Origin of the sequence: Nonomuraea sp. N2-4H, assembly GCF_045291505.1 — a bacterium.
GTDB classification, from domain to species: Bacteria; Actinomycetota; Actinomycetes; order Streptosporangiales; family Streptosporangiaceae; genus Nonomuraea; species Nonomuraea fastidiosa.
The window spans coordinates 2,192,371-2,205,813 of the sequence record NZ_CP147987.1 but is presented as its reverse complement, the minus strand read 5'-3'; the positions used below and the strand labels follow the sequence as shown (position 1 = coordinate 2,205,813).

Here is a 13,443-nt window from a genome sequence, read left to right as displayed (position 1 = left end):
TCTCCCAGGCCGAGGCGATGAACAGCGAACTGATCACCACACCCGTGACCGCGGATCTGCTGCGGGGCGCGCTCGACGTGGAGCGCACGCCGTACGGGCTGCTCCCCCACCGGCTGCCCGCGCGGGCGCGCAGGCAGATCCCCGACGAGCAGCTCGCCATGGCCGAGAGCCAGCCGTCCGGCGTGCGGCTCACCTTCCGCACCGCCGCCACCGTCATCGAGCTGGACACGCTGCCCACCAAGCGCGCCTACCGCGGGCTGCCGCAGCCGCCGGACGGCGGGTACGACCTGGTGATCGGCGGGCGGCTCGCCGCCCAGGCCACGGTGCCGGGCGGGCGGGTGCGCATCACCGACCTGACAAGCGGGGTCGTCGAGCTGCGCGAAGGGCCGGCACCGCCCGCTTCACCGGCCTGCCCGCCGGTGACAAGGACGTCGAGATCTGGCTGCCGCACAACGAGACCACCGAGCTCGGCGCCCTGCGTACCGACGCGCCGGTCTCGCCGGCGCCCTCCGGCGGGCGGCGGGTGTGGCTGCACCATGGCAGCTCGATCAGCCACGGCTCCAACGCCACCCACCCCACCGCCATCTGGCCCGCCCTGGCCGCCGCTCTCGGCGGGGTCGAGCTGGTCAACCTGGGCTTCGGCGGAGGCGCGCTGCTCGATCCGTTCACCGCCCGTACGATGCGGGACACCCCGGCGGACCTCATCAGCGTCAAGATCGGCATCAACCTGGTCAACTCCGACGCCATGCGGCTGCGTGCCTTCGCTCCCGCCGTGCACGGCTTCCTCGACACGATCAGGGAGGGGCACCCGGAGACGCCACTGCTGGTCGTATCGGCCATCCTCTGCCCGATCCAGGAGCACACGCCGGGGCCGCTGACGGCCGCGCTCGAGGACGGCACCGTACGCTTCCGGCCCACCGGCGACCCGGCGGACCGCGCGTCCGGCCGCCTCACCCTCGACGTCATCCGCGGCGAGCTGTCCCGCATCGTCGCCGAACGGGCCGCCGACGACCCGCACCTGCACTACCTCGACGGCCGCTCCCTCTACGGCGAGCGCGACCACGCCGAGCTGCCGCTGCCCGACGACCTGCATCCGAGCGAGGAGGGGCACCGCCGGATCGGGACGAACTTCGCCCGCCTGGCCTTCGGCCCGGGTGGCGCGTTCGCGTGAGGGGGCGGCCCCGCCGGGGGCGGCAGCGTCGCTTGCGCGGCGGCTCCGCACGAGGGGCGATTGGGGGCGGCACCACGCGGGGAGCGGCGCCCCGCCGATGACGGGCCATTTGCCCAGTTCATCGGCTTGTGAGGGGTTTCGTCCGGTGAAAGACTGGAGGTTGACGGAAGGGGGGACCGTCATGATCGAGGTCAAGAACATCGACAAGCCGGACGAACGCCGCGACTTCCCCATGGGGCATCTGGAAGTCTGCAACCTGTCCGGATGCACCTTCGGCATCGCCACGTTCGAACCGGGCTGGCACTGGTCGGAGTCCGTCAAGCCGATCGCGGGCACCGACTCCTGCCAGGTGCACCACAACGCGTTTGTGGTGCAGGGCAGGATGCGGCTGCACGCCGACGACGGCACGGAAGCCGAGATCGGGCCTGGCGACATCTTCGTCTGCCCACCGGGACACGACGCCTGGGTGGTAGGCGACGAACAGGTCATCATGTACGACTTCGCCGGCGGCGCCGCAACGTACGCCAAGGCGTCCACGTAGGCCGTGCACAGGGCCGGCGACAACGGCCGGCCCGCCAACGGGCAGAGCGGCGGCCGGGCGACGCGCCGGCGATGAGCAGATGTCAGTCGTCGCTCAGCATCCGCCTGACCGCAACGTCCACCAGGTCGTGGATCTCCTGCTCCGTGAAGATCTCGGGCAGAGTCAGACGTTCGACGATGAGCCAGTTGAGCGATTCGCGACTGCGCGCAATGGTGGCCTCATCGGGCAGCAGCCGCTCATAGATCCGCCCGCCCACCTGGGTGAACAGGTCGTCGCGGGAGGAGAAGTAGTTGGACGCGGTGCCGACGGGCACGCCCGCTCCCGCATCGACGGCACGAAAGGTCAGCCCGCGCGCTCCCTCTCTGGCGAGCACCTCGACGGCCGCGTCGATCAGCGCCCGTCGCCGCTCAGGATTCTTCCGCACTAACGTGCCCACCACCAGCCCGTACGCGCACCTGCGCCAGTACGTCGTCTCCCGCACGATCACCATCGACGACCCGGCCGTCCAGGTGGAGCGGGGCGACCCCATCGAGCTGGTACGCAGGCTGAAGGCCGAGGACACCGGCCTCGACATCTACCTGGGAGGCGGCGGCAAGCTCGCCTCGTCGCTGCTGCCGGAGATCGACGAGCTCATCGTCAAGAGCTACCCCGTGGTTGCGGGCGGGGGCATCCCGATGTTCAACGGCGGCTTCCAGCCCACCCTGTTCACGGTGACGCACCGGGAGGTCTTCAGCAACGGCTCCCAGGTCACCTGGCTCACCAGGTCCTGATCGGCGGGTGGGCGCGGTCGCACGCGCATCGGCCACCGGCGCGCGACCGCGCCGCCCCGGCGATCGGCCCAGGTCCTCACGTCGGACCTGGGGGGTGGTCGTCACATCTCCATGCCGTCCGGCGTCATCACCGGCCGTACGTCGACGCCGCCGCCACGGCCGCCGAGGAGCAGTACGGCCAGCTCCACGGCGCGTTCGCGATCCGCGCACTCGATCACGTACTGTGCGGCGGCGGGCGGGCGGGCCTGGACGTACGTCCCGCAGCTCACGCGCGGCACGCCGTCCAGAACCCGTACGACGACACCGATGGACGGATCGGCGAGCGCGTGCCCGCCGATCAGCTCGCCCGCCTCACCCGTCACGGCCAGGAATCTCCCGTCCCCGAGGCCCTCCTCCGGCTCGCGATGCAGGGTCAGGACGAAACGCACCGCCCGCTCAGTCCTCGCCCGTCGCCGAGAAGACGACCGGGCGCACCTCGATGCCGAGGCCGTCGACCGCCGCGTCGGGAATGAGCGCGGCCAGCTCCAGAGCACGCTCGCGGTTTTCGACCTCGACCAGGTAGTAGCCGCCGAAGTACTCCTTGGCCTCCAGGTACGGCCCGTCGGTCACGGCCGGGACGCCACCGCGGACGCGGACCACGGCGCTCTCCGACGGATCGCCCAGCGCGGCGGTCTCGATCAGCTCGCCGGACTTCTTGATCGTCTCCATGAACGCGCCGTGGCCGTTCATCACCGCGTTGCGCTGCTCCTCGGTCAGCCCGTCCCAGACCTGCGGGTTCACGTGCATGATCAACAGGAACTTCACGTCGTCTCCTTCGCACGGACGGCGGCACCGCCATCGGCGCCGCTCACCAGGTAGTCGGGGCGGCCGCGGCGTCTTCGACATGCCGGAGCCACCAATGTACGCGCGACCCGCCACAGACAGCGCCGGCACCGATAAAAGCACAGGCCAGACGGTAAAAGTTGGGCGATGAAGCCTCCAGGGGGCGTTTCGCGGGAAGGATCCGGCGAACCGCCGGGTTGCCGTAAATGTTGGCATCAATATGCGAGTACGAAGTACCGCACTTCGCTAAGTAACGGGGGTTGTCATGGCGATGCTGCACTACCTCGGTTTGATGGGTTTCGGGGCCGCCCGCCCGCCGAAGGATCTTCCCGGTGGGGGCAGTAACGGTGGGAACGCCGGCTCTAGCGCCCGCCGCCGGCGCCGCCGCCGCTGAGCGGAGGTCACCGAGGTGACCGATCACATGACAGAACACGAGAGGGCCGAACGCACACAGCGTCCGGCCCTCTCCTTGTGTCCGGCCCTCTCCTTGCGTCCGGCCCTCTCCTTGCGTCCGGCCCTCTCCTTGTGTCCGGCCCTCTTCTTGTGTCCGGCCGTCTCTCGTGTGCGGCTCAGCAGGTGGGCGCTTTCGGGACGTCCTCGCCGTACTTCGCCCACGAGCACACCGTGCGGAACGCGATCTTCCACCGGCCGCCCTGCTGCACCGCCTTGCCCCGTCTGCTCGACAGCAGGGTCCGCTCGCCGCGGCGCAGCACGTACGACACCTGGGCCTGCGTCGGCGAGTCGAAGCGCACGTTCCTGACCCGGCTCGACATGTGGCCGAACCGCTCGTCCGTGGCGAACGCCTGCACCATCAGCTCGTTCATCTCGCCGTTCTCCACGATCTTCACCTTGGCCGCGGTCGAGCCGCGCTCGTCGAAGAACGTCTCCCAGGCGCGTCTGATCTCCCCCTCGGCGCGGGCCGGGTTGGGGGGCTCCGACGCGGTGGCGCTGGGGGAACCGCTCGACGTCGTGGAGGCCGTCGGGCTGAGCGTGCCCGCCTCGGGTGACGTGCCGGACGGCGGCGCGGAGCCGGTGGGAGATGTCGCGCCAGGGCTCGGGGTCGCCCGCGGTTCCTGCTCGCCGGAGCAGCCCGCCGTGAGGAGCGCGGCCGTGGCCATGATGGCGCAGATCTTCTTCGTGACGGTGGGGGTGGTCGTCGCGGATCGGGCGGGTTTCACGGTCTCGCCCTTGAGACCTCAGTACGCATGGGCACGCGACGACCGTATGGGGACGGCCGGAGATTCGCCAAGCAGTACGGCCATGTGTCCCGCAGACGGCACGCCGCGCCTGACCGGGACCAGGCGGTGCGCGGGCATGCACCGATGCGCACACCGCCAGCAGCCCGCCGAACGCGTGCGCCCGCGCCCCGCCGGCAGCCTCCTCGCCCGGCTGCGATCGCGGCTACGCCGAGGGCGTCGGCGCCCAAACCCCGGCCGCGGTCCCCTCTTCGACGTGCTTGCGGTAGATCACGACCTTGTCGTGAATGATCTCCAAGCTCGCCGTCAGCGCGGCGATCTTCTCCCGTACGGCCTGCTCGTGCTCTTCCAGCAGCGCGAGCCGCTCCTCCTCATTGCCGGGCCCTGACCGCACGAGCTTCGCGAACCTCTTCAGCGTGGCGATGGGCATGCCGGACTCCCGCAGCCGGTTGCACAGCAGCAGCCACTCGACATCTGCCTGCTCGTAGACGCGCCGCCCACCGGCCGTGCGCGGGATCGGACGGAGAAAGAGCTGCTCGCGCTCGAAGAACCGCAGCGCGTGCACGCCCAGACCGGTCGCCTTCGCGACATCTCCGATGGACAGTCCGCCCTTCACGCCCACTCCGCCGCACCGCCCGTAGCTTGACCTAGATCGCACTCTAGATTCTAGCCTCCGGCGCATGGCGATCACCCAGCACAAGATCGGCTCGGGCTTCGGCGAGCACAGCACCGCGGACGACGTCCTGGCCGGCATCGATCTTTCCGGCAAGACCGTTCTCATCACCGGCGGCTACTCGGGCCTCGGCCTCGAAGCCACCCGGGCCCTGGTACGGGCGGGCGCGCACGTGGTCGTGCCCGCCCGCCGCCCCGCCGTGGCGGAGGAGGCGCTGCGCGGCATCCCGCGTACGGAGGTCCGGCGGCTCGACCTGGCGGACCTCGCCGGCGTCGCAGCGTTCAGCGACCGGTTCCTGCAGACCGGCAGGCTCATCGACATCGTCATCGCCAACGCGGGCGTCATGGCCTACCCCGACAAGCACATAGGCCCAGGGTGGGAGGCGCACTTCGCCATCAACCACCTCGGGCACTACGCCCTGGTCAACCACCTGCGCCCGGCCCTCTCGCCCACGGGGGCACGCGTGGTGTCCGTCGCCTCGGCGGGGCATTTCCTGTCGGACATCCGCTGGGACGACCCGCACTTCCGCGACGGTTACGATCACTGGCTCGCGTACGGGCAGTCCAAGACGGCCAACGCCCTGTTCGCCGTACATCTCGACGCCCTCGGCGCGAGCGACGGAGTGCGCGCCTTCGCGGTGCACCCCGGCAGCATCCTCACCCCGCTGCAGCGGCGTATCCCGCGCGACGAGCAGATCGCCCTGGGCTGGATCGACCGGGACGGCCGCCAGGCGGACGGCTTCAAGACGCCCGCCCAAGGGGCGGCGACGGCCGTTTGGGCGGCCACCGCACCTCGGCTCGGCGCGTACGGCGGCGCGTACTGCCAGGACTGCGACATCGCCGAGATGGCGACCACCGACGACATGCTCATCGGCGGCGTGAAGCCCTGGGCGATCGACCCCGCCTCCGCGTCCCGGCTCTGGACGCTCTCCGCCGAACTCACCGGGCTCGACGCCTTCTCCTGAGCCGGCGCACGCGGGTGCGGGAACCGTGCGATCCGGGGCCGCAGCGCATGAATATTGCAATCGGTTGTTGCAGTGATCTCTAGCATGACCAGCGCGAACGTCCCGCAGCGTTTGCAGTTTTACCTGGACGTATTGACGTTTCATCCGCGTAACGTCACTGTTACTGCAACCGGTTGTCATCCCGTACCCCGCAGAACCAGACACCAGCGACCCGCGCGTGCCGCCCGCCCCCACGCATAACGGCCACCGTCCACCGCCGCCTTCCCGCGGCGGGCGGCACGCCCGGACACGACACCCCCCTCGTACGAATGGAGCTGGGACGTGCGCAAGAACGAACCATTCGCCAGAAGGCTCACCATCGTCCTGACCAGCGGCCTCATCGCGACCGGCGGCCTGGTGTCCGCGGTGGACGCCCCGGCCGCGGCGGCCCCCGCGAACGGCGACTACACGCTGGTCAACGGCGCCAGCGGGCTGTGCGCCACCGTGCCGGGGCAGAGCACCGGCGACGGCGTGCAGCTCGTACAGAACGCCTGCTCCGACGCCGCAGGTCAGGTGCTCACGATCACCGCGTCCGGCGGCGGCTACCAGATCAAGGCCGCGCACAGCGGCAAGTGCCTCGGCGTCAAGGACGCCTCCACCAGCGCGGGCAAGGCCGTGCAGCAGGAGACGTGCACGGGCGCCGCCTCCCAGACCTGGCAGCTCACCGAGTCCGGCTCGAACTACCGGGTCGTCAACGTCAACAGCGGCAAGTGCCTCAACGTCAAGGACAACTCCACCTCGTCAGGTGCCGCGCTGCAACAGAACTCCTGCGACTCGGCCGCCACCAAGCAGTGGACGCTCAAAACGGCAGGCAGCGGCGACCCCGATCCCGACCCGGACCCGACCGACCCGCCTACCAGCGACGTCCTGTACGTCGCGCCCAACGGCAGGGACGGCGCGAGCGGCACCCAGTCCGACCCGACGACGCTCACCTCGGCGATCACCCGCATCGCCCCCGGCGGCACCATCTACCTGCGCGGCGGCACGTACAACCACTCGCAGACGATCACCATCGCGCCGGGCAACAACGGCACCTCCAGCGCCCGCAAGAAGATCTCCGCCTACCCGGGCGAGACGCCGATCCTGAACTTCTCCGCCCAGAGCGAGAACTCGGCCAACCGAGGACTCGCGGTCAACGGATCGTACTGGCACATCTACGGCATCGTGGTGGAGCGGGCCGGCGACAACGGCATCTTCGTCGGCGGCAGCAACAACATCCTGGAGCGCACGGTGACCCGCTACAACAGGGACACCGGCCTGCAGCTGTCCAGGATCGCCTCCGACACGCCGCGCGACCAGTGGCCGTCCAACAACCTCATCCTGAGCGCGCTGTCGCACGACAACGCCGACTCCGACGGCGAGGACGCCGACGGCTTCGCCGCCAAGCTCACCGTCGGCTCCGGGAACGTCTTCCGCTACTCGGTCGCCCGCAACAACATCGACGACGGCTGGGACCTCTACACCAAGGACGACACCGGCCCCATCGGGCCGGTGACCATCGAGGACTCGCTGTCGTACAACAACGGCACGCTCAGCGACGGCAGCCAGGCCGGCAACGGCGACCGCAACGGCTACAAGCTCGGCGGCGAGGACATCGGGGTCGACCACGTGATCCGGCGCAGCATCGCCTACCGCAACGGCAAGCACGGCTTCACCTACAACCGCAACCCGGGCACGATGACGATCTCCGACAACGTCGGCATCGACAACGCCCAGCGCAACTTCACCTTCGACGCCGGCACGTCGGTCTTTCGCAACAACGTCTCGTGCCGCAGCGGCAGCGGGTCGAACGACAAGATCGTGGGCAACGCCGACGGCTCCAACCAGTTCTGGATGGGCTCGAACGGCTCTCGCTGCTCCTCCTACAGCGGCCCGCTGAGCTGGTCGTTCGCCTCGGACGGCCGCCTCATCGTCACCTTCGGCGGCGCCCCCGCGACGCCCTGACGATCCCAGAGCGGGGAGCCCTCCGCGAACCCTGCGCCCCCTCGCGGGGAGCCCTCGGTGGCGCCCTGCGCCCCCTCACGGGAGCCCTCAGCGGGGCCCCGCGCCCCCTGACGCTCCTCCAGGCGGGAAGCCCTCGGCGGCTCCCCGCCTCTCCCCCGGCGGCCTCGGGCCCTCCGCCTCCCGAGGCCGCCGTCCTCTTTTTCAAGATTTTCCGGGGCGGTCGTCGAAATCGGGGCGTTCCGTTCGCCGCGTACGTGACAGGGCCGCACGGGGCGGCCCGCGAACGCGAGGACGACGACCATGACGACCGCATCCCTCTCCACCACCTCCGGCTCCCCCCGCCCGCTGCTGGCGTTGGGCATCGCGGCCGGGCCCCTGTACGTGACGGCGGGCCTGGCGCAGGCGCTGACCCGGGACGGCTTCGACCTGACCAGGCACTCCTGGAGCCTGCTCGCCAACGGTGACCTCGGCTGGATCCAGACCGCGAACTTCCTCGTCACGGCCCTCCTCACGATCGGCGGCGCGGCCGGGCTGCGCGCGGCGACGGCTCCAGGGCGGGGCTCGCGCTTGGCGCCGATGCTGGTGGCCGCGTACGGGGCGAGCATGATCGGCGCGGCGATCTTCCCCGCCGACCCGGCGATGGGCTTCCCGGCCGGCACCCCCGAAGGCCCCGGTACGGTCACCGCGTCCGGGCTCGCCCACCTCGCCGTCGGCGGCGCCGGGTTCCTGTGCATGACCGCGGCCTGCTACGTTGTCGCCTCCCGGTTCGCCCGCGAGGGTCGCCGCGGCTGGGCCACCTACTCCCGGATCACCGGGACAACGTTCCTGGCGGCGTTCGCGGGGATCGTGAGCGGGAGCGGCGCGGCCTGGAGCACGCTCGGATTCGTCGCCGGGATTGTGGCGATCTGGTGCTGGCTGTCGCTGGTGTCGCTGCATTTCGCCCGTACCGCCGCCTGACTCCACGCCATCGCACACGGCTCGTACCGCCGCCTGAGTCCGCCCATCTCGTACAGAAGGAGACCGCCATGCGTTACCTGGTCACGTTGCGCGTCGACGCCCAGCCAGAAGGACCGCCACCCGCCGAGCTGATGGAGGCCATCATGGAGCTCGGCCGGCAGGCCACCGAGTCAGGGGCGCTGCTCGACCAGAGCGGGCTCGCACCCAGCTCCGAGGGCGCCAGGGTCGAGGTGTCCGGCGGCCGGCTGGCCGTCACCGACGGGCCGTTCGCCGAGGCCAAGGAGCTGATCAGCTACGCGTTGTACGAGGTCAGGAGCAAGGAGGAGGCGGTGGAGTGGGCCACGCGCTTCGTCCGGCTGCACCGCGACCTGTGGCCGGGCTGGGAAGGTCAGGCGGACGTCCTGCGGCTCTTCGGTCCCCAGGACTTCGCACCGCCCGCCCCCTGAGCCGGGCGCGCGCCGCGCGTCCTGATGCGGTATCCAGGAGGCGTGACGTCAGCCGATTCCCACCGTGCGGTGGAGGCCGTGTGGCGGATCGAGTCCGTCCGGGTGATCGCCGGCCTCGCCCGCATGGTCGGCGACGTCGGTCTCGCCGAGGAGCTCGCACAGGACGCGCTGGTGGCGGCGCTGGAAGAGTGGCCGCGCAACGGCGTACCGGATAATCCGGGCGCGTGGCTGATGACGACCGCCAAGCATCGCGCGATCGACCGGTTCCGCAGGCGCGACACGTACGAGCGCAAGCTGCGCGAGGTCGGCCGCGACCTGGAGCTGCGCGCGCACCTCGCCGAGCACGACCTCGACGCGGCGCTCGACGATCACATCGGCGACGACCTGCTCCGGCTCGTCTTCACCGTCTGCCACCCGGTGCTGCCTGCCGAGGGCAGGATCGCCCTGGCCCTGCGCGTCCTGGGCGGCCTGACCACCGAGGAGATCGCGCGGGCGTTCCTGGTGCCGGAGCCGACCGTGGGGCAGCGCATCTCCCGGGCCAAGCGCGCGCTCGCCGCCAAGAAGGTGCCGATCGAGCTGCCCCCACCCCAGGAGCTGCCCGCCCGGCTCGCCTCGGTGCTGGAGATCATTTACCTGATCTTCAACGAGGGGTACGCGGCGACCGCGGGCGACGACTGGGTCCGGCCGTCCCTGTGCCAGGAGGCGATGCGGCTCGGCCGCGTCCTGGCCGGGCTGATGCCCGGCGAGCCCGAGGTGCACGGGCTGGTCGCGCTGATGGAGATCCAGGCCTCGCGCATCCCGGCCAGGACCGCTCCCGACGGCAGCCCGATCCTCCTCCTCGATCAGGACCGCAGCCGCTGGGACCGCCTCCTGGTGCGCCGCGGCCTGGCCGCGCTCGGCCGGGCCGAGGCGCTGGGCAGGCTGGGCCCGTACGCGCTGCAGGCCGCCATCGCCGCCTGCCACGCCAGGGCGCTCACTCCCGAGGCCACCGACTGGGCCAGGATGGCCGCCCTCTACCGGCTGCTCGCCCACGTCGCGCCGTCGCCGGTGGTGGAGCTGAACCGGGCGGTCGCGGTCGGCATGGCGTACGGCCCCGAACGCGGGCTGGAGATCGCCGACGCGCTCGTGGCCGAGCGGGCGCTGCGCGGGTACGCCCAGCTCCCGGCCGTACGCGGTGACCTGCTGGCCAGGCTGGGCCGGGACGAGGAGGCGGCGGCCGAGTTCGCGCGGGCGGCCGGGCTGACCCGCAACGCGCGCGAGCGCGAGCTGTTCGAAGCCCGCGCCGCCGCCCTGATCGGACCGTAGGCCGGGCCTCAGTCCGCCGCTTCGGTCGTCGCCTTGCCGGGATCAGGGGCCTTGATCCGCGTCTTGGCGCCCCACCCGGTGAACCGGCTGTCGATCGTGATCGTCTTGCCCTCGTGGGCGTTGGTGCCGAACACGCCCGTGGCCGCGTACGAGCTCTTCACCCGGCTCACCACCCCCGACGCCGACAGCGTGAGCGTGTAGGAGACCTTCGTGTCGTTGTGCATGCGCAGCGGGATCGAGGCGTCGAACCAGCGCGACACCTTCGCCAGGTCCTTGAACGTGATCTTCCCGGTGAGCGTACGGCCGGACAGCCGGCCCTTCTTGACCAGGGCGGCCAGAGTCTTCGGCTCGGCGGGGTTGATGACCTGGCCGTGGAAGCCGGCCCCGCCGCCGGGCAGTCCGCGCGACTTGTACCAGGTGGCCCCCGAGGCCAGCTTGCCCGCGTAGATGCCGCCCGAGGTGTAGGTGTACGTGCCCACGCCGATGACCCGCTCGCGCGGCCGCGACTTCGACGTGGCGGTGATGTCGGAGGCGGCGATGCCCTTCTTGTCGAACTGGAACGCGCCCTTGCGCTTCTGCAGGGTGATCTTGCCGTCGCCCGACAGGACGGTGGTCTCGGTGAAGCGTACGCCGTGGCCGGCGACCAGTTTGCTCTTCAGCGCGCGTAAGGGGTCCTCGGCGGGCGCGGCGTGCGCCGGAACGGCGGGCGCCAGCACGGCCCCGCAGGCCGCCAGCGCGATGATCGTCTCCTTCATGCGGCGATCATGCGGGTCCTGATCACGGACCGGCCACAACGGGTTTGCCCGCTGCGTCGCCGCTGCGCTAATAGTGAACGATGCTCCACCTCCGCGACCTCCAGCCCGCCGACGCCGCCACGATCGCCACCTGGATCGACAGCCTGGACGCGCTCATTCTGTGGTCCGGCAAATCCGGCTTCACCTGGCCCTTCGCCGGGGAGCAGCTCCTCGCTCTGCGGGCCGCCGACTCCGACCGCCGCCTCCTGGTCGCCACCGATCCCGCCGGCGCCGTCATCGGCCATTTCTCGCTGCGGCCCGTCGATGACGACAGCGCCGTACGCCTCGGACTTGTTCTGGTGGCGCCCTACGCGCGGGGCAAGGGCTACGGCGCGGCCATGGTGGCCGCGGCGCTCGACACCGCCTTCGCCGACCCGGACGTCTCCCGGGTGACCCTCGGCGTCTACGCGCACAACACGGGGGCCAGGCGGCTGTACGAACGCCTCGGATTCCGAGAGGAGCGCGTCTATGAAAGTTCCATCGAGGTCGGCGGGAAATGGTGGACGTCGGTGACGATGGGCCTGGTACGGGAGGCGTGGGAAACGGGACGGTGACCGAGCGCGGAACGGACCTTGACCGAAATTCACGCTGCGGGCTGTAATCACGGGCACAGGCCGTCATGACCGAAGCTCACCACCACGGTCAGGAATCTCGGTAATTCCGCAGAAACGGAAAGGTGATCTCGTGCGTCTGCTCGCCGGATTATCGATCAGTGCAGTGCTCGCCGCCGGCCTTCTGGCCGCCCCACCCGCCCTGGCCGCCGAGGCGGTGCCGTTCGCCGCGGACTCGGGCGACGCCTGCCTGCGCGGGTCCACCGAAGGCACCATCCAGCGCTACGACGGCCCCGTCATCCGGCCGCGGATCGACATCGAAGGCGCGCTCCTCGACGAGGCGAAGCCGAGCGTGTGCAACCCCGACGACATGCACTCCACGGCCACCTTCAGCGGCTACTACGGGAGCGAGCTGGTCGACACCGAGACGTACAAGGCGGACGACGAGACGGTGAAGTTCGCCTTCTCGCTCTCCGACTCGGCGGGGGTGCGCACCATCGACCGGGTCGTGGTGCAGGTCTGCCGCTTCAGCAACACCCCGTTCGGGACCAGCTACTGCGGCCAGGCGCAGGAGTACAAGATCCCGTGAGCCCGCGCGGGCGGGCGCGCCGTTCCGTACGTGCCCGCCCCGCCACGACGATCGGCAGCGGGCAACGCCCGCGTGTGCCGATCGTCACCAAGCCTTGAAGCCGCCGCCCGGTAGCCGCGCGGCGGGGCGGGCAGCGTAACCCCGCCGACCGGACACGAGCAGGGCCGCGCGCGAGACAGGGGACCGAGCCCCGCTCCGGACGAGCCTTCCGGCCGGTCAGGAACGGGGACATCATGCAAGCCGAGCACGTTCACCACCTCGACAACCCGAACGCCACCACCCCGCCGCCGGCGATCGACCTCGTCGCGTCGGTGCCGGCGCCACCGGTGCCGGACGACGCGGAGGTGATGACGATCCTGGTCACCCTGCCGCCCGGCAGCGAGGGCAACCCGCCGCACCGGCACACCGGGCCCGCCTTCGGATACCTGATCAAGGGCGAGATGCTCTTCGAGCTGGAAGGCGAGCCGGAACGCGTCATCAAGGCCGGGGAGGCGTTCTGGGAGCCGGGCGGCGACGTCATCCACTACCAGGACGCCAACAACCTCTCCGACGAAGAGACCACGTTCGTGGTGACGATGTTCGGGGTGAGAGGGCAGCCGATGCTCATCCCGGTGAGCGAGGAGGAGCTGGAGGCCCGCCGCGACCGCCGTGCCCCACGCCCCTGACGCCCGGCCCGCACGC

Annotated in this window: 16 protein-coding genes and 1 pseudogene; 11 read left to right on the top strand and 6 right to left on the bottom strand. The window is 70.9% G+C overall.

Annotation, left to right across the window (positions count from 1 at the left end; translation table 11 throughout):
• The first annotated feature begins 17 nt into the window (after positions 1–17).
• Positions 18–1,171, top strand: a pseudogene (locus WBK31_RS10025) (GDSL-type esterase/lipase family protein).
• Positions 1,172–1,352: 181 nt separating this feature from the next.
• Positions 1,353–1,712, top strand: a complete 360-nt coding sequence (locus WBK31_RS10020) for a cupin domain-containing protein (protein WP_364065060.1) — start codon at positions 1,353–1,355, stop codon at positions 1,710–1,712.
• Between the two features lie 82 nt (positions 1,713–1,794).
• Here the strand turns inward: WBK31_RS10020 and WBK31_RS10015 are convergent, their stop codons facing one another.
• Entirely contained in the window at positions 1,795–2,136 is a 342-nt protein-coding gene (locus WBK31_RS10015; RefSeq protein WP_364065062.1) for a TetR family transcriptional regulator, read from the bottom strand.
• 4 nt (positions 2,137–2,140) lie between these two features.
• On the opposite strand from WBK31_RS10015, the gene WBK31_RS10010 reads away from it, so the two are divergent.
• A complete protein-coding gene (locus WBK31_RS10010) occupies positions 2,141–2,482 on the top strand; it encodes a dihydrofolate reductase family protein (RefSeq protein WP_378789981.1) in 342 nt (113 codons plus the stop codon).
• A gap of 101 nt (positions 2,483–2,583) precedes the next feature.
• On the opposite strand, the gene WBK31_RS10005 is transcribed toward WBK31_RS10010, so the two are convergent.
• The 4 genes from WBK31_RS10005 to WBK31_RS09990 form a co-directional block, all read right to left on the bottom strand.
• Positions 2,584–2,910, bottom strand: a complete 327-nt coding sequence (locus WBK31_RS10005; protein WP_364065063.1) for a hypothetical protein — start codon at positions 2,908–2,910, stop codon at positions 2,584–2,586.
• Positions 2,911–2,917: 7 nt separating this feature from the next.
• The gene (locus WBK31_RS10000) at positions 2,918–3,286 is read right to left on the bottom strand and encodes a YciI family protein (RefSeq protein WP_364065065.1); all 369 of its coding nucleotides are present in this window, start codon (positions 3,284–3,286) and stop codon (positions 2,918–2,920) included.
• A 587-nt stretch (positions 3,287–3,873) separates the two neighbouring features.
• Entirely contained in the window at positions 3,874–4,482 is a 609-nt protein-coding gene (locus WBK31_RS09995) for a hypothetical protein (RefSeq protein ID WP_364065067.1), read from the bottom strand.
• Positions 4,483–4,705: 223 nt separating this feature from the next.
• Positions 4,706–5,116, bottom strand: a complete 411-nt coding sequence (locus WBK31_RS09990; RefSeq protein WP_364065069.1) for a MerR family transcriptional regulator — start codon at positions 5,114–5,116, stop codon at positions 4,706–4,708.
• A gap of 64 nt (positions 5,117–5,180) precedes the next feature.
• Between WBK31_RS09990 and WBK31_RS09985 the strand changes: the two genes are divergently transcribed.
• The 5 genes from WBK31_RS09985 (at position 5,181) to WBK31_RS09965 (ending at position 10,828) form a co-directional block, all read left to right on the top strand.
• Positions 5,181–6,137 carry an oxidoreductase gene (locus WBK31_RS09985; protein ID WP_406674683.1) on the top strand — a complete coding sequence of 319 codons (957 nt, stop codon included), beginning with the start codon at positions 5,181–5,183 and terminating at the stop codon, positions 6,135–6,137.
• A gap of 321 nt (positions 6,138–6,458) precedes the next feature.
• A complete protein-coding gene (locus WBK31_RS09980; protein WP_406674682.1) occupies positions 6,459–8,120 on the top strand; it encodes an RICIN domain-containing protein in 1,662 nt (553 codons plus the stop codon).
• A gap of 300 nt (positions 8,121–8,420) precedes the next feature.
• Positions 8,421–9,077, top strand: a complete 657-nt coding sequence (locus WBK31_RS09975) for a DUF998 domain-containing protein (RefSeq protein WP_406674681.1) — start codon at positions 8,421–8,423, stop codon at positions 9,075–9,077.
• A gap of 68 nt (positions 9,078–9,145) precedes the next feature.
• Complete coding sequence (locus tag WBK31_RS09970) at positions 9,146–9,523, top strand: YciI family protein (RefSeq protein WP_406674680.1); 378 nt, start codon at positions 9,146–9,148, stop codon at positions 9,521–9,523.
• Between the two features lie 42 nt (positions 9,524–9,565).
• Positions 9,566–10,828, top strand: a complete 1,263-nt coding sequence (locus WBK31_RS09965; RefSeq protein WP_406674679.1) for an RNA polymerase sigma factor — start codon at positions 9,566–9,568, stop codon at positions 10,826–10,828.
• An 8-nt stretch (positions 10,829–10,836) separates the two neighbouring features.
• Here the strand turns inward: WBK31_RS09965 and WBK31_RS09960 are convergent, their stop codons facing one another.
• The gene (locus WBK31_RS09960) at positions 10,837–11,583 is read right to left on the bottom strand and encodes a hypothetical protein (RefSeq protein ID WP_406674678.1); all 747 of its coding nucleotides are present in this window, start codon (positions 11,581–11,583) and stop codon (positions 10,837–10,839) included.
• A gap of 80 nt (positions 11,584–11,663) precedes the next feature.
• Here WBK31_RS09960 and WBK31_RS09955 point away from each other — a divergent pair, with 80 nt between their 5' ends.
• The 3 genes from WBK31_RS09955 (at position 11,664) to WBK31_RS09945 (ending at position 13,427) form a co-directional block, all read left to right on the top strand.
• On the top strand, positions 11,664–12,176 hold the full coding sequence (locus WBK31_RS09955; RefSeq protein WP_406674677.1) for a GNAT family N-acetyltransferase: 513 nt from the start codon (positions 11,664–11,666) through the stop codon (positions 12,174–12,176).
• A 130-nt stretch (positions 12,177–12,306) separates the two neighbouring features.
• Positions 12,307–12,762, top strand: coding sequence for a hypothetical protein (locus WBK31_RS09950; protein WP_406674676.1), 456 nt, complete (start codon positions 12,307–12,309; stop codon positions 12,760–12,762).
• Positions 12,763–12,995: 233 nt separating this feature from the next.
• Positions 12,996–13,427: a cupin domain-containing protein gene (locus tag WBK31_RS09945; RefSeq protein WP_378789989.1), complete on the top strand. Its 432-nt coding sequence runs from the start codon at positions 12,996–12,998 to the stop codon at positions 13,425–13,427.
• The last annotated feature ends 16 nt before the right edge of the window (positions 13,428–13,443 follow it).

Excerpts from the sequence above, each read along its gene's own strand:
- WBK31_RS10020 (WP_364065060.1), top strand. The coding sequence starts at position 1,353 with ATGATCGAGGTCAAGAACATCGACAAGCCGGACGAACGCCGCGACTTC.
- WBK31_RS09975 (WP_406674681.1), top strand. The coding sequence starts at position 8,421 with ATGACGACCGCATCCCTCTCCACCACCTCCGGCTCCCCCCGCCCGCTG.
- WBK31_RS09985 (WP_406674683.1), top strand. The coding sequence starts at position 5,181 with ATGGCGATCACCCAGCACAAGATCGGCTCGGGCTTCGGCGAGCACAGC.
- WBK31_RS09955 (WP_406674677.1), top strand. The coding sequence starts at position 11,664 with ATGCTCCACCTCCGCGACCTCCAGCCCGCCGACGCCGCCACGATCGCC.
- WBK31_RS09970 (WP_406674680.1), top strand. The coding sequence starts at position 9,146 with ATGCGTTACCTGGTCACGTTGCGCGTCGACGCCCAGCCAGAAGGACCG.
- WBK31_RS09960 (WP_406674678.1), bottom strand. The coding sequence starts at position 11,583 with ATGAAGGAGACGATCATCGCGCTGGCGGCCTGCGGGGCCGTGCTGGCG.
- WBK31_RS09945 (WP_378789989.1), top strand. The coding sequence starts at position 12,996 with ATGCAAGCCGAGCACGTTCACCACCTCGACAACCCGAACGCCACCACC.